The sequence below is a fragment of the Novosphingobium humi genome, from assembly GCF_028607105.1.
Taxonomy (GTDB): Bacteria; Pseudomonadota; Alphaproteobacteria; order Sphingomonadales; family Sphingomonadaceae; genus Novosphingobium; species Novosphingobium humi.
In genome coordinates this window covers 1253978-1273552 of sequence record NZ_CP117418.1, presented here as the reverse complement: position 1 = coordinate 1273552, position 19575 = coordinate 1253978, and the positions used below count along the sequence as shown (strand labels likewise).

Genomic DNA, 19575 nt, shown 5'->3' with positions numbered 1-19575 from the left:
GACAAGGCGCCGCGCTTGCCGAGTATGGCGCGCGACGCGCCCCGGTATTTGATTTGAAACAGGAGATTCCATGAGCATCCGTAATGCCGATCACCCGATTGATCCCGATTTCCTCGCCCGCTGGAGCCCGCGCGCCTATTCGCCGCAAGAGGTGACGCAGGCTGATCTGCTGCCCCTGTTCGAAGCGGCGCGCTGGGCGCCTTCGGCCTTCAATTATCAGCCCTGGCGCTTTGCCTATGCGCTGCGCGGCGATGCGAACTGGGATGCGTTTGTGGGCGCGCTGCTGCCCTTCAACGCGGGCTGGGCGCAAAAGGCGGGGGCGCTGCTCTATGTTCTCTCGGACAAGCAGATCACCGCGCCGGGGGCCAGCGAGGCAACGCCCGCCAAGTGGAACAGCTTTGATGCGGGTGCGGCATGGGCCTATCTGGCGCTGCAAGGGGCCAAGCGGGGATTGTCCACGCACGCGATGGCCGGTTTTGATCCCGAAGCGGCGGCCAAGGCGACCGGCGCGGGCGACCGTTATAAGGTCGAGGTGGCCGTCGCTGTGGGCTGGCGTGGCGAGGCGGGCGACCTGCCCGAAGCGCTGCAGGCGCGTGAAAAGCCCAGCCCGCGTCTGAGCGTGAGCGAGATCGCATTTCATGGCGCATTGAAGGCGTAAGGCAAAAGGGGCGCCGCCGTTTCAAGCGTCGCCCGGCCTGCGCATTGCATTGGACAGACCAAAAGCAATGCTGTGCAAATGGGTTGGCAAGATGGATGCGATGGTTTTGCCGGCGGATAGCATGTTCATCGCCGCCGGCGACCACGCCTTATCTTGACCGCGATCCAGCCTGTGGCCAGTCATCGCGGACCCTATGCAGATCGCTCGTTCGGCCAGATTGAGGACGCGCGCCGACAAAGTGAGGACAAAGAGAAAGTTACGGCGAAAGGCGCGCTAACCGGCAGTGTTGGGCCGGGAATAGCCAACATGGGCCGGAGCCGCCGACAGGATTTCCGCTGCATCGGTAGAATAAGGCAAAGAGCGAACCCACGATCCGTTCCTGCCCGCCCCAATGCGCATCATCCGGGGCGGTATGTTGATAACCAGTGTCATTTGCGCAACACCCTTGGACAAAGCCGATCCGGTCTGTTCGCCTTGGGCCTGATGACCAAGAGCAGGCCTTGGGAGATTGTCAATGCACCCGACGGCCGCCTTCAGATGGGGGATCAGGCACGATTTTTGGCCGATTCTCATAATGTTGAAGGGAAGATCGGTAAAATTCCTTCGCGCATCGGGTTTGGCCGGGCCGCCGACAGGAGGCTCGTCCGCGCAGGTTCTGCCCGGCATCTGATCAATCCACCCATTTACCAATCATAAGGCCATTCATCGACAACGTGCCAAACCGGTCTTGCATTTGGTCAGGCCATTATATAAAACCTCCCCGGAGACAAACAGGACGATTCAGTCCGGCATCATCAGGGGATGGTATGAAAAGCTTCCACAACTCCGTGTGCGTTGCCGCGCTCGCGGCTGCAATTGGTCTGTTGGCCGGCCCGGCCCATGCACAGAGCGCTGCACCCGCCGCGGCTGACAAGCCTGACACGGGCGAAATCATCGTGACCGCGCAAAAGCGCGCCGAAAATGTCCAGAACGTGCCGCTGGCCGTCTCTGTGCTGGGCGCAACCCAGCTTCAGGCCGCAGGCGTCCGCAATTTTCAGGACCTTGGCGCGGTTTCGCCCTCGCTGACCATCCGCCCGGCCGAACATCCGGTGAATGCCAATGTCTCGCTGCGCGGCGTGGGCACTTTCGCATTCGGCATCGGCGTTGAGCCCAGCGTGGCTGTGCTGGTCGATGAAGTCCCGATGGCTTTTCAGGCCCGCGCTTTCACCGATCTGCCCGATGTGGAGCGGATCGAGGTTCTTCGCGGCCCGCAGTCGACCCTGTATGGCAAGGCGGCCTCGGCTGGTCTGATCAATATCATCACCCGCGGTCCGAGCGAAACGCTCAAGGTGCGCGCCAATGTTGTGGGCACCACCGATCAGGAATATGGCGCCAATTTCAGCGTCTCCGGCCCGATCAGCCCCACGGTGGGTTTTGTTGTGTCCGGTGCCTATTCCAAGTGGGATGGCAATGTGCGCAACCTTTATAACGGCCAGAAACTCAACGGCCGCGAGGCCGGCAATATCCGCGCCAAGGTCCGCTGGGAGCCGAGCAGCGACGCCAAGCTGACTTTGTCGCTCAATTACATGAACGGCAACACCAATATTGGCCGCCCGATCATCAATCAGGCGGCGGGCGCGACCTTCCGCAACACACCGGGCCAGACCGCCGATGTCGTTCTGCCGGGCGTGCAGATCGGCCCGCTAAACCAGAATGTGAGCATCAATTACACCTCGCGCACCAAGTATCAGGGCGGCGGCGGCAACCTGCGCGGCGAATTCGCGCTGGGCGACCATCAGTTGGTGACGATCACGTCCTATGACAAGTTCCGTCTGGACGACTATTTCGATTCCGACGAAACGTCATCGAGCCTTGCATCCCAGAACAATATTCAGGTCGGCGCGTTCAAGTCGACGATGTTCACGCAGGAAGTCCGCCTGCTCTCGGATGGCAGCAAGCCGTTCCACTACACGCTGGGCGCCTATTACGCCAATGTCGACTTCGAGCGCCCGTTCTATCGCGGCCCGGCCATCGCACTGGCCAATTGGTATGCCACCTCCAAGTCGTCCCAGATTGCCGGTTTTGCTCAGGCCGACTGGCAGTTCATGCCCAAGGCGACCTTGACCGCTGGCGGGCGCGTGCAGAATGAAAAGGTGTCCTACACGTTCCAGGACATCCAGAACGGCAATGCCCAGTTCAGCGGCAGCGCCTCGGATACGGCGGCGACCTACCGCATCAGTGCACGCTATGAATTCACGCCGCGCATCAATGCTTTCGTCACCTATTCGACCGGCTACAAGGGTCAGACCTATGACCTGACCACCGGCTTTAATCAGGGCCGCGCCAATGCCGGGCCGATCAAGCCGGAAACTTCGCGCGATATCGAATTCGGTCTGCGCAGCCAGTTGTTTGACCGCAAGGTTACGCTGAACCTCACCTATTTCGACACGACCTATAAGAACCTTCAGGCCCAGACCATCGAAACCATCGGTGACGTGCAGAACTTCCGCCTGACCAATGTGGGCAAGCTGGGCACGCATGGCGTTGAAATCGACGCGGGCTATCGCCCCAACAGCGATTTCAATTTCAACACGTCGATGGCGATCTTGGATGCGAAATACCTCAATTATGCGGTGGCCCAGTGCTTCGCGGGCCAGACTGCGGCGCAGGGCTGCGTGGCAGGCTCGCCCTCCAGCCAGAACCTGACCGGCACCCGCGCGGTGCAGGCGCCGCAGTTCAAGATCTCGGCCACGGCGGAATATACGCCGCAGATCGGCAATGGTCTGCGCGGTCTGGCCCAGGTCAACGTGCAGCATCAGAGCAGCGTCTATTACGCCTCCCGCGATCCCCAGACTTTCCAGAAAGCCTATGAGATCGTGAACCTGAACCTTGGCGTTCGCGCCGAGGATCGTCGCTGGGAAGTGGCGATCTTCGTCAACAACCTGTTTGACCAGCAGTATTATCCCTCGCTGATCAACAACAACGGTCTGTGGGGTGGTGCCATGACCACACAGGCGGTTCTGCCGCGTGACTTCCGCCGCTATGGCGGGCTGCGCGCCAGCCTGAACTTCTGATAATACCCGGCCGGGCGGCCAAAACCGCCCGGCCTTTTTGCGCGAGACGCGCGCGGCAAGATACTGCCTGCCACGAGGCGCAGGGCGAAATCCCATCCTTGGAGACGGTATGCGCAAGACCCACGCACTCTGGTTTCTCGCCGCAGCCCTTGTGACGGGCAGCTTTCCGCTTCTGGCCGAGCAGGCGCCCGATGCGCTGCCTCTTGCCACGGTTGCCAATGAACCGCTGCTGGTTTCGGCCGACATGCGCGAGGGCACCGAGCTTTCCGGCACATGGCATTACTCGATCGACCCCTATCGCGCCGGGATCGCCGGTTTCCACGGCGAAGCGCCTGATCGGGGCCAGCAGCGCTGGCTGGACATCGATGTGCGCAAGACCATGGCCGAAGATAACCGGACCATGTTCGAATTTGACATGGCCCATGCCCAGACCACCTCGCTGCCCGGATCATGGCTGGCTGCCACGCCCGAAATGCGCCATTATCAGGGCGTTGTGTGGTATCAGCGCCATTTCGACGCGCCCGCGGGGCGCAAGGGCCGCTATTTCCTGCGCTTTGGCGCGGCCAATTACGCTACCACCGCCTATTTGAACGGCAAGCCACTTGGGCGGCATGAAGGCGGTTTTACGCCCTTTGCCTTTGAAGTAACGCAGCAATTGCGCGACGGCGACAACCAGATCACCTTTGCCGTCGATTCGCAGGCCACCGCCACCACCGTCCCCCCCACCGTCACTGATTGGGAAAACTATGGCGGGGCTACGCGCGGCATCCGTCTGGTCCATACGCCCGCCACCTATGTCGACAATGCGATGGTCCGCCTGACCACCGATGGCAAGCTGGAGGCCGAGGCGCATCTGGACGGCGCAGCCGCCGCGGGGCAGAGCCTGCACCTGACGATTGCCGGGCTGAAGCTGGACGTGCCGGGCAAGAGTGACGCAAAGGGCAATTGGAAGGCCACGATCCCCGCGCCGCGCTCGCTGGTGCGCTGGTCGCCGGATAATCCCAAACTCTATGATGTGACCATCAGCGCGGGCGAGGATGTGTGGCGCGACCGGATCGGGTTCCGCACCATCGAGCGCAAAGGCGCCGACATCCTGCTGAACGGCAAGCCGATTTTCCTGCGCGGCATTTCGATGCACGAGGAAGAGATCGGCCCCAACCCGGCCCGCATCATCACGCCCGAAGCGGCCACCGCCTTGCTGGGCGAGATCAAGAACGGGCTGCACGGCAATTACGTCCGCCTTTCGCATTACCCCCATTCCGAGGTGATGACCCGCGCCGCCGACCGTCTGGGCCTCTTGGTGTGGAGCGAGGTGCCGGTGTACTGGATGGTGGCATGGAGCAATCCCGGCACACTGGCGGCGGCGCGCAACATGCTGGCCGAAAACATCCTGCGCGACCGCAACCGGGCCTCGGTGGTGATCTGGAGCGTGGCCAATGAAACCCCGGTCAATGATGCCCGCAACGCTTTCCTGCGCACGCTGATCGGCGATGTGCGCCGCCTCGACCCCTCCCGTCTGGTCAGCGCCGCCCTGCTGGTCAAGCGCGAGGAAGATGCCAGGGTGCCGACCATGACCATGGCCGACCCGCTGGCGGCTGATCTCGATATCCTCTCGATCAACACCTATAACGGCTGGTACACGCCCGATCGCCTGTCCGATCTGCCCGCCAGCGTATGGCATGTGCCCGCCGACCGTCCGCTGGTGTTTTCCGAATTTGGCGCGGATGCCAAATCGGGTTTCCACAGCCCGGAACGGCTGCAGAAATTCTCCGAGGAATTTCAGGCCGAATATTACCGCAAGACGCTGGAAATGGCCGATCGCGTGCCCACGCTGCGCGGCATGTCGCCATGGATACTCAAGGATTTCCGCTCGCCGCGGCGCCAGAATCCCGATTTCCAGATGGGCTGGAACCGCAAGGGGCTGATTTCCGAAACCGGACAGCGCAAGATGGCCTTTGACGTGCTGGCCAATTACTACACGATGAAATCCAAGGAGACGCCCAAGTGAAACGTCTTGCCCTGATCGCGGCCCTATGGGCCACTTCGGCCGGCGCCGCGCCGGGGGCATGGGTCGATGGCGTCCTGCCCGTCACCAATCCTCCGGTCAGCAAATCGGTGGACCTGCCCGTCACCCTCCCGCGCGACAATCCCGCGCCGGAGGGTTGGGCGCAGCAGACGCCCGACCAGCGCCTCGTCTATAATGTCAACAAGCCGCAATTGCTGCTCTGGCCCAACACCACGCTGCCCGCCGATAGGCAGGCGCCTGCGGTCATTCTGGTGCCGGGCGGGGGGTTTCAGTTCCTCGCCATGGACAATGAAGGCTTTGACGTGGCCAAGCGCCTTGAAAAACAGGGCGTGCGGGTGTTCATCCTGAAGTATCGCACGCTGCCCGTCGGCAATGGCTTTGCCGCCTTCAAACAGGCGCTGGCCGGTCTGTTTCAGCGCGGCGAGAAGGTGAAGGACGATGACCGACCCTTTGCCGTTTCCGATACGCAAGCCGCGATCCGCATGGTGCGCAGCCATGCCGCGCAATGGCATATCGATCCGGCGCGGGTGGGCATTCTGGGCTTTTCGGCGGGCGCGATGACGGTTCTGGCCACGACGCAGGCCAATGCGGCCGACGCACGCCCCGATTTCGTCGGCATGGTCTATGGCCCGACGCAGGGCACCGACGTGCCCGCCCATGCGCCTCCGCTCTTTTCCGTCATCGCCGCCGATGACCGCTTCTTCAAGGATCAGGATCTGAGCCTCCTCCACGCGTGGCGCCAGTCGGGCGCTTCGGTGGAGTTCCATCTCTACAGCGCTGGCGGTCACGGCTTTGCCTCGCAGCCCAACGGCACCACCAGCGACGCTTGGTTCGACCAATATGCGCTGTGGCTCAAAGATAACAAAATCACCGGCAAATAAGCGGAACACCCCCCTGATGATCGCACGTTTCCTCGCCCGTACCGCCGCCCTTGCGTTGGGCGCCGCGCTTGCCTCCCATGCCGCCGCGCAGGAGGCCCGCACGGTCCTCCCGCTCGCCTCCGACTGGCGCTTTACCGGGCAGGACGCCCCGGCCGATGCCGCCAAACCCGATTTCGCCGATGGCGCATGGCAGGCGGTTTCCGTGCCCCATACGTGGAACCGGGTGGGTTATTATCACCACGATCTGGGCGGCACGAACACCGCGGCCACGGTGGCCAAGAAGATGGGCGTGGGCTGGTATCGCAACCGTTTTGATGCGCCTGCCACTCTTGCCGGGCGCAAGACGTGGATCGAATTTGATGCGGCAAGCCGGGTGGCGCAGGTCTGGCTCAACGGCGTCCTGCTGGGCGAACATCGCGGCGGGTTTAGCCGCTTCCGTCTGGATGCCACCGCCGCGCTGAAGCCGGGGCAGAGCAATGTGCTGGCCGTGCGGGTGGACAATTCGCAGCCTGCGGCCGGGTCATCGACTTCGGATGTGCTGCCGCTGTTCGGCGACTTTTTTGTGCATGGCGGGCTTTATCGCCCGGTAAGGCTGGTTTCTACTGCGCCTTTGCATGTGGATATGAATGATTTCGGCGGGCCGGGCCTCTATGCCAACACGGCGACGGTTCAGGGCGGCGATGCGCAGGTCCATGTCCGGCTGCGCCTGACCAATGATGCTGGCAAGCCGGCTGCGGCCTCGGCGCGCATCGCGCTGATCGACCGCGAGGGACGCGTGGCGGCGCAGACCACGGTCAAGCAGAACCTTGGCGTCAAGGCGACACAGGAAGTGGCCGCCGATCTGACCGTTCCCGGCGCCCATCTGTGGCAGGGCGTGGCCGATCCCTATCTCTATCGTCTGCGCGCCGAGGTGCTGGGCGCCGACGGCAAGGTTAGCGATACGGTCGAGCAGAATTTCGGCATCCGCACCATGCGCTTCGATGCCGACAAGGGCTTCTTCCTCAATGACAAGCCCTATGTCCTGCACGGCGTGGGCTATCATCAGGACCGCGACGGCAAGGGTTGGGCGATCAGCCCCGCCGATGTCGAGGAAGATGTGGCGACGATGCGCGAGATGGGCGTCAATTCGATCCGGCTGACTCATTATCAACATGGACAGGTGATCCATGATCTGGCCGACCGCTATGGCCTCGTGCTGTGGGACGAAGTGCCGCTGGTGTCGGTGTGGACGATGGCGGGCAAGCTGGAGCCGGAAGCCGCATTGGTGGCCAATGCACGCCAGCAACTGAACGAGCTGATCCATCAGAATTACAACCACGCCGCCACCGCCATCTGGAGCATCGCCAACGAGGTCGATTTCGGCAATTCGCTGCCCGCTTTCGTTCGGGGCGGCACGAATGACAAGACGCCCGACCCCATGCCGCTGCTGCATGAGATGCAGGCGCTGGCCAAGGCGCAGGACCCTTCGCGCCCGACTGCTCTGGCCACCTGCTGTGAAGGGCGGCTGTTCGGCGCGGATGTCGCCATTCCCGAAACGGCGGTGGCGGCCGATCTGGGCGGGACAAATCGCTATTTCGGCTGGTATTTCGGCAAGGCGAATGATCTTGGCCCGGCGCTGGACCAATTGCACGCCAAGCGCCCGGCCCAGCCTCTGTCCGTGACGGAATATGGCGCGGGCGGGGCGCTGACGATCCACACGGACAATGTGCTGGGCGGAGCGCCGGATTCGCGCGGCGCGGCCCAGCCCGAGGAATATGAATCCTATATCCACGAAACCGCGCTGGCCCAGATCGCCGCGCGGCCCTATCTCTATGCCTCGTGGCTGTGGAATTCCTTCGATTTTGCCACCACCGTGCGCACCGAGGGCGATGCCCAGGACATCAACACCAAGGGGCTGGTGGCCTATGACCACAAGACCCGCAAGGATGCCTGGTATTTCTATAAGGCGAACTGGAGCGATGCGCCCACGATCCGCATCACCGGACGGCGCTATGCCAACCGCGCCTATGGCACCACCGACGTCAAGGTCTACAGCAACGCCGACAGCACCGAATTGCTGCTCAACGGCCGCTCGCTGGGCAAGCGCGAGGGTTGCGCGCAGATGGTTTGCGTCTGGCCCGCCGTGACGCTGGATGCGGGCGAAAACCGTTTGGTGGCGCGCGGCTCGCGCCATGGCGCGGCGGTGGAGGATCAGATCACATGGACGCTCTCGCCCGACAAACGCGGGCATATCGTCATCGACACCGGCACGCTGGTTGCGGCCAAAAGCGGCGTCCGGCTGCTTGGCTCGGACAATTGGTTTGAAGGCGGCGAAGCGGCCAGTCTGGACAAGCCCGCCGATTACGGCCGCCCGGCCCAGCCCGCCCGCATCGGCGGCACGGGTGAGCGCGATGCCATCGCCACCTATCGCAAGGGTGACTTTGCCTATCACATCCCCGCGCCCGCCGGTCGTTATAAATTGACTCTGTGGTTCCCGGCCTTTGCGGGTCAGCCCAAGGGCGGTTTCGACGTCCGCGCCAATGGCAAGCCCATCCTGCGCGCCTTTGAACCGGCCGCCCCTGCGACCGATGCGGTGGCCGTGGCGCGCAGCTTCGAGGTCAAGTCCAATGGCCGGATCGATCTGGAGTTCAAGGCGGGCAGCGCTCCGGCGCGGGTCTCGCTGATCGAACTTGACGCTCAATAAAGGTATCCTGCGTAAATGGCTGGCAAAATCAAATCCTTGCGTTGGTGGATCATCGGTCTGGTGACGCTGGGGACCGTGCTCAATTATCTGGCGCGCTCGACGCTTTCGGTGGCCGCGCCCACGCTGAAGGCGGAACTGAGCATCACGACCCAGCAATACAGCTGGATCGTGATCGCCTTTCAGGCCAGCTATACGGTGATGCAGACGGTGGCGGGCGCGGTGCTGGATGCGCTGGGCACGCGGCTGGGTTTCATGATCTTTGCGGTGGGCTGGGCGGTGGCCAATGCGCTTCATGCGCTGGCCGGGGGCTGGGTCGGTCTGGCCTTTTTCCGCAGCCTGCTGGGCGCGAACGAGGCCGCGGCCATTCCCGCCGGGACCAAGGTCGTGTCCGAATGGTTCCCTGCGCGCGAACGCTCGCTGGCCACCAGCGCGTTCCAGATGGGCACGAGCGTGGGCAATATGATCGCCCCGCCCTTGGTGGCCTTCTGTATCCTGTGGTGGGGGTGGCGCTCGGCCTTTGTGGTGTCGGGCGCGCTCAGCATGGTGTGGGCGCTGATGTGGTGGGCCTGTTACCGGCGGCCCGAAGAGCATACCCGGCTTTCGGCGCAGGAACTGGCAATGATCCGTGATGGGCAGGCCGGGACACAAGAGGGAGCACAGGATGGCGCGGCCTCGGACGGCCCGATGCCCAGCCGCTGGTCGCTGCTTAAAGAGCGCTCGTTCTGGGCGATTGCCTTGCCGCGTTTCTTTGCCGAACCGGCGTGGCAGACGTTCAACTTCTTCATCCCGCTCTATCTGGTCAGCGCATGGCATCTGGATCTGAAGGCCGTGGCGCTCTGGGCCTGGCTGCCGTTTCTGGCGGCCGATTTCGGGTCGCTGGCGGCGGGGGTTCTGCCCGGATGGCTGATCCGGCGGGGGGCAGGGGTCATTGCCTCGCGCAAGATCACCATGACCTGCGGCGCGCTGCTGATGGCGGGCCCGGCTTGCATCGGCCTTGCCACCAGCCCGATGATGGCGATCATCTTTTTCTGCATCGGCGGTTTCGCGCATCAGATGCTCAATGGCGCGCTGATCACGCTGTGTTCGGACATGTTCCCCAGCAACCGGGTCGGTACGGTCAGTGGTCTGACCGGATCGGCGGCCTGGATCGGGGGCATCCTTTTCACCTTCCTGATCGGGCAAAGCGCGGATACCTTTGGCTATAATCCGCTGTTTGTCAGCCTTAGCGGGCTGGATCTGGTGGGCTGTGCGATCCTGTGGACACTGATCCGCAAGATGAAGGGATGATGGATGGCAAATCCCGGTTAATTGGAATGACCAATTGACAGGATTGGAATGATAGCCTAGGCAGAAGTCCGCAGGGTTGCGCGCCTGCCGATTGCACACGATCAGGAAATGTCGATGGCTCAAGCTCTCCCCCCCCTTGCCGATTATGACCTGCTGGTGATTGGCGGCGGCATCAATGGGGCCGGGATTGCGCGCGATGCGGCGGGGCGGGGCCTCAAGGTTCTGCTGGTCGAACGCGACGATCTGGCCGCGCACACCTCTTCGGCCAGCACCAAGCTGATCCATGGGGGGCTGCGCTATTTGGAATATTACGAGTTCCGGCTGGTGCGCGAGGCTTTGCAGGAGCGCGAGCGGCTGATCCATATCGCTCCGCATATCAGTTGGCCGCTGCGCTTTGTCCTGCCCCAGCCCAAGGGCGGGCGGCCGGGATGGATGATCCGCATCGGCCTGTGGCTCTATGACCATATCGGCGGGAAACAGACCTTGCCGCCCTCGCATGGCATCGACCTGCGCGATCCGCGCTGGGGGGCGGGGCTGAAGCCGGGGCTGGCCAAGGGCTTTGTCTATTCCGACGCGTGGGTTGATGATGCGCGGCTGGTGGTCTTGAACGCCATCGACGCGGCCGAGCGCGGGGCGACGATCCGCACGGGCGTGACCGCCACCGGCGCGAAGATCGAGGATGACCACTGGCTGATCGACCTGAGCAGCGCGCAGGGCGCCGAGCAGGTGCGGGCCCGCGCCGTGGTCAATGCGGCGGGTCCGTGGGTGGGCGCGATGCTGGGGGCGATACCGCAGGCGCAGGCCCATGGCGGCATCCGTCTGGTCAAGGGCAGCCATATCATCGTGCGCCGCGTCTATCCCGGCGACCATGCCTTTATCCTGCAAAAAAAGGACGGACGGATCGTTTTCACCATCCCCTATCAGGATGGTTTCACGCTGGTGGGGACGACCGACCTGCTTGTGGGCGAAGCAGAACGTGATGCGCCCAAGATCTCGGCGGAGGAGGTCGATTACCTCTGCGCCACGGTGAATGATTATTTCGAGGGCCAGATTGGCCCCGATGACGTCGTCTCGACCTATTCGGGCGTGCGTCCGCTCTATGACGATGGCGGGGCGGATGCCAAGGCGATCACCCGCGACTATGTGCTGAAACTGGGGCGCGAGAGCGGGCCGCAGGTGCTCTCGATCTTTGGCGGGAAACTGACCACCTATCGCCGTCTGGCCGAACATGCGCTGGAAATGCTCGAACCTTTCCTGCCGTCGATGCGGGGCGGATGGACGGGCACGGCGCCTTTGCCGGGCGGGGATTTTACGGGCGGGTTTGCCGCTTTCCTTGCCGATGTGCGCCGCCGCTGGCCTTTCCTTTCGGCCGAACTGGCCGCGCGTCTGGCCCATGCTTATGGTTCGCGGATCGAGCGGATTTTGGACGATGCGCAATCGCTCGGCGATCTGGGCGAGGATTTCGGCCATGGGTTGTACGAGGCCGAATTGCGCTATCTGGCCGATCGCGAATGGGCGCGCACCAGCGCTGACGTGCTGTGGCGGCGCAGCAAGCTGGGTCTGACCGCGCCGCCCGACATGGCCCGGCGGGTCGACCAATGGCTTGAACAGAACCGATAGGCGAGGGGCATTATGAGCGGCCATATTCTCAGCATCGATCAGGGCACGACCTCGACCCGCAGCCTGATCTTTTCGCCCGCGCATCAGGTGATCGCCAGCGCGCAGCAGGAATTTGCCCAGCATTATCCCGCCGATGGCTGGGTCGAACATGATGTCGAGGATATCTGGCGCGACACTTTGGCCACGGCGCGAGGGGCCATGGCCAAGGCCGGGATGGGGGCGGACGACATCGCCGCCATCGGCATCACCAACCAGCGCGAAACCGTGGTTCTATGGGACCGGGCGACCGGCGCCCCGCTCCACCGCGCGATTGTCTGGCAGGACCGGCGCACGGCGGAACTCTGCGCGCAATTGCATGCGGCGGGTCATGAGCCGCTGGTGCAGGAGCGCACCGGCCTGCTGCTCGACCCCTATTTCTCGGCCACCAAACTGGCATGGCTGCTGGATACGATTCCGGGCGCGCGCGAAAGGGCGGAAAAGGGCGAACTGGCCTTTGGCACGATCGACACTTTCCTGCTCTGGCGCTTGACCGAGGGGCGCGAGCATAAGACCGACATCACCAATGCCTCGCGTACGCTGCTGTTTGATATCCGGAAACAGCGCTGGTGCCCCGATCTTTTGGCCCTGTTCCGCATTCCCGCCGCCGTTCTGCCGCAGGTGTGCCAGAGCGCGGATGATTTTGGGCAAACGCATCTTTTGGGCGGGGCCATCCCCATTCGCGGCATCGCGGGCGATCAGCAGGCCGCGCTGGTGGGCCAATCCTGCCTGGCGCCGGGTCAGGCCAAGATCACCTATGGCACCGGCGGCTTCATGCTGATGAACACGGGCGAGACACTCACCCGCTCACGCAGCCGGTTGCTGACCACGGTGGCCTATCGCATTGACGGCGTGACGCATTACGCGATGGAAGGCTCGCTTTTTGTGGCGGGCGCGGCGATCAAATGGCTGCGCGACGGGCTGGGCATCATTGTCGAGGCGCGACAGACACAGGAAATGGCCGCCCGCCTGCCCGACAATGGCGGGGTCTATATGGTGCCGGCCTTTGTCGGCCTTGGCGCGCCGCATTGGTGCACCGAGGCGCGCGGAATGCTGACGGGCATGACCTTTGACAGCGGGGCGGCGCATATCGCTCGCGCGGCGCTGGAATCGGTGGCGTTCCAGACCGCCGATCTGGTTGCCGCGATGCAGGCCGATGGTGCAGGCGCGCTGGCGGCTTTGCGCGTTGATGGCGGCATGGCGGCCAATGACTGGTTCTGCCAATTCCTTGCCGACATTCTCGACATTGTGGTCGAACGTCCCGCCAATCTGGAAACCACGGCGCTGGGCGCGGCCATGCTGGCGGGCCATGCCGGCGGGGCGTGGCCGGATGCTTTGTCGGGCGAGAGCCGGGGCGAAGTGGTGCGTTTCCATTCGCAGATGGAGGCGTCCGCGCGCCAGAAATTGCAGGCCGGGTGGCAAGCCGCCATCCGCCGCGCCACCGCACGCTGAACCTCTCACCAGCGTTGCGGTCTATCGGCCGGGCCGCGCTTCCCTCAGCGCGGCCCGGCCTTTTCTTTAGATCACCGCGTCCAGAACCTTGCGCGCAACGCCCAGCACGTTTTCGATGCGCGCGGCCACCACCGCGCCATTGAGCGTGATCGCGCGCGTCTCGCCCGCAGGCAGAACGATGCGCAGAGCATCGGCCGGGGCGGGGCCATGGCCGGTCCATGCCGCCACGATGGTGATCGCATCCGAAGCACTTTTCACCCAGACATTCCACAGCGGCGGGTGATCGGCATCGGGCCATGCATTGCCGCTCTCGTCAAAGCCGCTCCATGTGAATAGCCCGAGGCCCGGCGCGGGATAAAGCAGGACGGCGGGCTGGGGCGCTGCCTGTACGAAACCGGCGGGGGCCAGATCGAGGAACAGGCCTGAACCCTCGCGCGCCAGCATCGGCGGCAGGCCCGAAAGCGGCGCGTCCAGCGCAACCTCCTGTCCGCCCGCATAGGCACGGTCATCGCGGATATCATACCAGTTCGCGCCCGTCGGCAGATAGGCCGTGACGCTTTCCACGCCCTTGTCCATCGCCGGGGCCACCAGCAGATCAGGGCCGAGCAGATGGGTGTCGCCATCCTCCCATGCGCGGCGGTCATGCGGGAAATCCAGCCAGACCGGGCGGCTCACCGGCTCATAATGCGCATGGTGCCGCCAGAGCAGATCATGGAGCATCGGTTGCAGCGCGCGGCGCAATTGCATCATGCCGACGATGGCCGGGGTGGCCTCGGGATACATCCATGGCTCGTTCACCGTGCGGTCGGTGTTCCAGCTGTGGATCGAGAAACGCGGCATGACGATGCCCGCCTGAATCCAGCGCAGGAACAGTTCCGGCTCGGGCGCGGGGCCGGCGAAACCGCCGATGTCATGGCCGAAATTCGACACGCCCGACAGCGCGATGCCCAGCGCCATTTTCTGATTATAGCGGATCGTTTTCCAGTCGGTGTAATTGTCACCCGACCAGCTTTGGGCATAGCGCTGCATGCCCGCCATGCCGCTGCGCGTCACCACATAGGGGCGTTCGTCGGGGCGATAGGCGATCTGCGCGGCGCGGCTTGCCCGCATCATCAGCAAGGTCTGCACCGGGCGCTCGGCGGCGGCGGGGCGGGGCGCGCCAAAGCCGGAAATCAGGGCGCGCTTGTCCCAGATTTCATATTCATTGTTGTCATTCCAAGTCGAACGGATGCCATATTCCAGCAATTGCCGCGTCACCTGCTGGCGCCACCAAGCCGCCGCATCGGGGTTGGTGAAATCGACATAGCTGCCCACCTCGTCCCAGAACTGGCAGACGATGGGATCGCCATCGGCGTCCGACACGAACCAGCCCTTGGCCGCCAGTTCATCATAAAGCGGATGCGTGACCAGCAGCGCGGGCTTGATATTGGGAACCAGTTCGACGCCCGCATCGGCATAGGATTTTACGAAAGCGCCCACATCGGGGAATTTTTCGCGATTCCAGTGGAAGACGTAACGCTTGTCGCCGATCGATGTATAGCCGGAGGAGAGGTGGAAGCTCTCACACGGAATGTCGTGGCGTTTGATGCCTTCGATGAATTCGCCCATCCGCTCCTGCGCGTTGGGGGCGTCGGTATAGGTCATGGTCGAGCCGGAATAGCCCACCGCCCAGCGCGGCTGAAACGCGGGCCGCCCGGTCAGCCATGTGTAGCGGCGCGTGACCTCGCGCGCATCGGGCCCGGCGATCATGTAATAGTCGAGATCGCCGCTTTCCGAGCGCATATAGCGGTAATGCGGGTGATAATTGTCATGCTCATGGCCGAAATCGAAGGTCGGATCGGCGGTGGTGTCGTAAAACACGCCATGCGCCGCGCCCTCTGCGTTGACCACGAGGATATAGGGGATGGATTTGTACAGCGGGTCATTCGCGCCCGCGTCATAGCCCATCGGGTCCAGATTGGTCAGGCGGAAGCGGCGGCCCGCGCGGTCCATTGCGCCTGCCTTTTCGCCCAGCGCATAATAGCGCTCGCCGCTCTGGCGCGTGACATAGTGATAGACGCCATCGTCCCACCAGCCGAAATTATAGGCCTGCGTCGGGCGGTCCTGCGCGATCAATTGCCACGCGCCATCGACCATCTGGTGCCATGTGCAGAAGAACCCTTCGCGCGCGATGGAGAGGCGCAGGCGCGTGGTGGCGATGGTGATATGGCTGTCGGTTTCTTCGATGCTGAAATCGGGCGCGGCAAAGCCTTCGACGCTCATTCGGTCGCGGCCCGGCTCGGCAATATCGCTCTGCCCCGGCGCGATGGCCCAGCTCGGCGCGGATGTCACGCTGCCCTGCGTCAGCAGCAGGACGCGGATAATATCCTCTTCGGCCACGAAAATATGCGCAATCGCGCCGGTGTCGGCATGCAGGGTGACGCGCGGCCCCTCCCGCTCGGCCAGCGAAAAGCGGGGCGGATGGGCAAGGCTGGATTTACGCATGAGGGTCAGGCCTTTTGCAGAATGAGGTGGCGGCGCATGGCAAAGAGCCACACCGCCCCGATCAGATCGAAAGCGCCAAGGCAGGCAAAGAGCGGGGCATAGCCGATCCGGTCGGCCAATTGCCCGATGGCGAGCGAGAAGAGCAGGCCGCCGGTCCATCCGGCCATGCCGACCAGCCCGTTGGCCTTGGCAATATCGCCCTTGGGAAAGACATCGGCGGAGAGCGTGTTGATGAGCACCGAAATGATCTGATGCGCAAAGCCGCCAAGGGAAAGCAGCGCAATGGCGGCATAAGGACTGGCGACAAGGCCGACGCAGCCCGGCGCGATCATCATCACCGCACCCAGCGATATCCCGGCGATGCGCGAGCCTTCAAGGGAAAGCCCGCGCCAGCGTTGCAGGAAAGGCGCGAGATAGCCGCCCAGAATACCCCCCGCATCGGCCGCCAGAAACGGCACCCATGCGAAAAGCGCGATCTGGGTGATGTCCATGCCGCGCTCTTTGGCCAGATAGAGCGGGATCCAGAAGGAGAAGGTCTGCCACGCCGGTTCGGCCAGAAAGCGTGGGACGGCGATGGCCCAGAAGCGCTTGGTTTTGGCGATGGCGCCAAGCGTTGTCGCGCTGGCCTCGACAGGCCGCTGGCCCTCGCGGATTTCGGCCAGTTCCTGGGACGTGACATAGGAGGCATCGCCGGGCGAGCGATAGAATTTGTACCATGCCGCGGCGAACAACACGCCCAGCGCCCCGGTGACGACAAAGGCCGCCTGCCAACCATAGACCTTGGCGACCACGGCGGCCAGCACCGGCGCGATCACCGCGCCAAGCGACGTGCCCGCGTTGAACCAGCCCACCGCCACCGAACGTTCGCGATCGGGAAACCATTCGCCGATGGTCTTCATCCCCGCCGGAATCGCGGCGGCCTCGGCCATGCCCAACATGCCGCGGAACGCCGCCAGCGAGAGCCAGCCCCGCGCCGCGCCATGGGCCATATTGGCCAGACTCCACGCCAGCGCGAAAAGGGCGAAACCTGCGGTCAGACCAATCTTGTCGATCAGCATCCCGCCGATCGGCTGCATCAGCGTGTAGGCAAGCTGAAACGCGCCGACGATATAGGAATATTGCTCGGTCGTGATGGCCAGATCGGCCTTGAGCTGGGGCGCCAGGACGCCCAGCGAATTGCGCGCGATATAGTTGATGATGGTTCCCACCATCACCAGCAACAGAATGCGCAACCTTGCCGAGCGCCATGTCATGTTCTTGTCCTCTCCCCGATTATTTATGGCTTACCAATTCCACATGGTTCCATCTTCGAGCCTTGCGACGGGGAGGTATGCGGGCTTGTAGGGGTACTTGGCGGCGAGGGCCTCGTCGATGTCCACGCCATGGCCCGGCGTATCGCCGACATAGAGCATGCCCGCCTCGAAACGGTAATCGTGGGGGAAAACCTCGTCGGTTTCGGGCGTGTGGCGCATATATTCCTGAATGCCGAAATTGGGCACCCAGGTGTCGAAATGCAGCGCCGTACCCATGGTCACAGGCGAGAGGTCGGTGGCGCCGTGGCAGCCGGTGCGGACCTGATACATGCTGGCAAGGTCCGCGATGCGGCGCAGATGGGTGATGCCGCCCGCGCCCACGATGGTCGCGCGGATATAGTCGATGAGCTGGTTCTGGATCAGGTCTTTGGCGTCCCAGATCGTGTTGAAAATCTCGCCCACGGCCAGCGGCGTGGTGGTGTGCTGGCGGATCAGCTTGAAGGCTTCCTGATTTTCCGCCGGCGTCACATCCTCCAGCCAGAACAGCGAGTAAGGCTCCAAAGCCTTGCCGAGCTGCGCGGCCTCGGTGGGGCTGTAGCGATGGTGGCCGTCATGGAGCAGATGGTGGTCGAAACCATAGGTCTCGCGCAGCTTTTCAAACAGTTTCGGCACGTAATTCAGCGCCTTGCGCGTGTCCCAACCCGTCACCGAGGGCAGCGCCGCATCGGCCGGTTCATAGAACAGCTTACCCCGGCCCACGCCATAGGCGTCCTTGATGCCCGGCACGCCGGTCTGGGCGCGGATCGCCTTATAGCCCATGTCGATATACTGACCAACCGCATCCACCGTCTCGGCAATGTCCGAGCCATTGGCATGACCATAGACCATCACGCCATCACGGCTGCGCCCGCCCAGAAGCTGGTACAAAGGCATGCCCGCCATCTTGGCCTTGATGTCCCACAGCGCCACGTCCACCGCAGCAATCGCGCGCATCGTCACCGGCCCGCGGCGCCAATAGGCCCCGCGATAGAGATATTGCCAGATGTCCTCGGAATTGCGCGGGTCCATGCCGATAAGGCACGGGATGACATGGTCTTCCAGATAGGACACCACCGCCTTTTCGCGGCCGTTGAGCGTGGCGTCGCCAATGCCGTAAACGCCTTGATCGGTCTCGATTTTCAGCGTGACAAAGTTGCGCCCCGGACAGGTGACGATGACGCGGGCGGAGGTGATTTTCATGGGAGCGGTGCTCATGGGGATAATGTTCCCGAATTGGTCTGCTTGTGCTAGAGAAGACTCTTGACCAATTTGAGTTGGCCTGTCAATTTCTAATTAAGCGGTAAGGCCATTTCGCGGAAGGTGACCTCAATGAACGATACCAGTCCCGCACAAGAGCGCCTCTATCAGGACCTTGCGCGGCGTTTGATGGATGAACTTGTCAGCGGCCGTTATGAAGTGGGCGACCGCCTGCCGGCCGAGCGCGAATTGTCCGCGCAATTCAACGTCTCGCGCCCCACCGTGCGCGAGGCGGTGATCGCGCTGGAAGTGCAGGGGCTGGTCGAGGTGCGCGTGGGTTCGGGCGCCTATGTGCGGCGCCTGCCGGGCAAGGGCGACATCCCCGGCTTCAACATTTCCGCCTTTGAACTGACCGAGGCACGCCTGTTGTTCGAGGGCGAGGCTGCCGCGCTGGCCGCCACCACGATCACCGAGGAAGGTCTGGCAGAACTGGCCGCATTGGTCGAGGAGATCGAGCGCGAGAACAGCAATCCGCATGGCACGGAAAAGGCCGACCGCGCCTTTCACCTCGCCATTGCGCGGGCCACGCGCAACGCGGCCGTGGCCGAGGCGGTCGAGCGCCTGTGGTCCTTGCGCGCGGATTCGCCGGAAAGCGCGCTGCTGCACGAAAAGGCCCGCAGCGCCAACATCAAACCCGTGGTCGAGGAGCACACCGCCGTCCTCGAAGCCCTGCGCGCCCGCGACCCGGCCGCCGCCCGCGCCGCTATGCGCACCCACCTTGCTTCCGTCCTCGACAGCCTCCTCTTCGCCACCGAGGAAAAGGCCATCGCCGAAGCCCGCCGCGCATCCCAAGCGCGCAGGGATCGGTATACCAAAGCTACCAGTTGAAAAATAAGAGAAAGATTG

13 protein-coding genes are annotated in these 19575 nt (G+C 63.4%); 10 read left to right on the top strand and 3 right to left on the bottom strand.

Features of this window, described 5'->3' with window-relative positions:
• The first annotated feature begins 70 nt into the window (after positions 1-70).
• The 9 genes from PQ457_RS21450 to glpK all read left to right on the top strand — a co-directional run bounded on the left by PQ457_RS21450 (position 71) and on the right by glpK (position 13696).
• Entirely contained in the window at positions 71-658 is a 588-nt protein-coding gene (locus tag PQ457_RS21450) for a nitroreductase family protein (RefSeq protein ID WP_273619829.1), read from the top strand.
• A 483-nt stretch (positions 659-1141) separates the two neighbouring features.
• Complete coding sequence (locus PQ457_RS21445; protein ID WP_273619828.1) at positions 1142-1354, top strand: hypothetical protein; 213 nt, start codon at positions 1142-1144, stop codon at positions 1352-1354.
• 110 nt (positions 1355-1464) lie between these two features.
• Entirely contained in the window at positions 1465-3711 is a 2247-nt protein-coding gene (locus PQ457_RS21440; protein WP_273619827.1) for a TonB-dependent receptor, read from the top strand.
• 109 nt (positions 3712-3820) lie between these two features.
• Entirely contained in the window at positions 3821-5719 is a 1899-nt protein-coding gene (locus PQ457_RS21435; protein ID WP_273619826.1) for a glycoside hydrolase family 2 protein, read from the top strand.
• A complete protein-coding gene (locus PQ457_RS21430; RefSeq protein ID WP_273619825.1) occupies positions 5716-6618 on the top strand; it encodes an alpha/beta hydrolase in 903 nt (300 codons plus the stop codon). Before PQ457_RS21435 ends, PQ457_RS21430 begins: the two co-directional genes overlap by 4 nt.
• A 16-nt stretch (positions 6619-6634) precedes the next feature.
• Positions 6635-9301, top strand: a complete 2667-nt coding sequence (locus PQ457_RS21425) for a glycoside hydrolase family 2 TIM barrel-domain containing protein (RefSeq protein WP_273619824.1) — start codon at positions 6635-6637, stop codon at positions 9299-9301.
• Positions 9302-9316: 15 nt separating this feature from the next.
• Entirely contained in the window at positions 9317-10588 is a 1272-nt protein-coding gene (locus PQ457_RS21420; RefSeq protein WP_273619823.1) for an MFS transporter, read from the top strand.
• A 114-nt stretch (positions 10589-10702) separates the two neighbouring features.
• Positions 10703-12208, top strand: coding sequence for a glycerol-3-phosphate dehydrogenase (glpD, locus tag PQ457_RS21415; RefSeq protein WP_273619822.1), 1506 nt, complete (start codon positions 10703-10705; stop codon positions 12206-12208).
• A gap of 12 nt (positions 12209-12220) precedes the next feature.
• Complete coding sequence (glpK, locus tag PQ457_RS21410) at positions 12221-13696, top strand: glycerol kinase GlpK (RefSeq protein WP_273619821.1); 1476 nt, start codon at positions 12221-12223, stop codon at positions 13694-13696.
• Between the two features lie 66 nt (positions 13697-13762).
• Here glpK and PQ457_RS21405 read toward each other — a convergent pair whose 3' ends face one another.
• Genes PQ457_RS21405 through manD form a run of 3 tightly spaced genes read right to left on the bottom strand, consistent with a single transcriptional unit; the run spans position 13763 to position 18672 of the window.
• Positions 13763-16180: a TIM-barrel domain-containing protein gene (locus PQ457_RS21405; protein ID WP_273619820.1), complete on the bottom strand. Its 2418-nt coding sequence runs from the start codon at positions 16178-16180 to the stop codon at positions 13763-13765.
• Positions 16181-16185: 5 nt separating this feature from the next.
• A complete protein-coding gene (locus PQ457_RS21400) occupies positions 16186-17433 on the bottom strand; it encodes an MFS transporter (protein WP_273619819.1) in 1248 nt (415 codons plus the stop codon).
• 30 nt (positions 17434-17463) lie between these two features.
• Complete coding sequence (manD, locus tag PQ457_RS21395; RefSeq protein ID WP_273620428.1) at positions 17464-18672, bottom strand: D-mannonate dehydratase ManD; 1209 nt, start codon at positions 18670-18672, stop codon at positions 17464-17466.
• A 129-nt stretch (positions 18673-18801) separates the two neighbouring features.
• Here manD and PQ457_RS21390 point away from each other — a divergent pair, with 129 nt between their 5' ends.
• Complete coding sequence (locus PQ457_RS21390) at positions 18802-19557, top strand: FadR/GntR family transcriptional regulator (RefSeq protein WP_273619818.1); 756 nt, start codon at positions 18802-18804, stop codon at positions 19555-19557.
• The last annotated feature ends 18 nt before the right edge of the window (positions 19558-19575 follow it).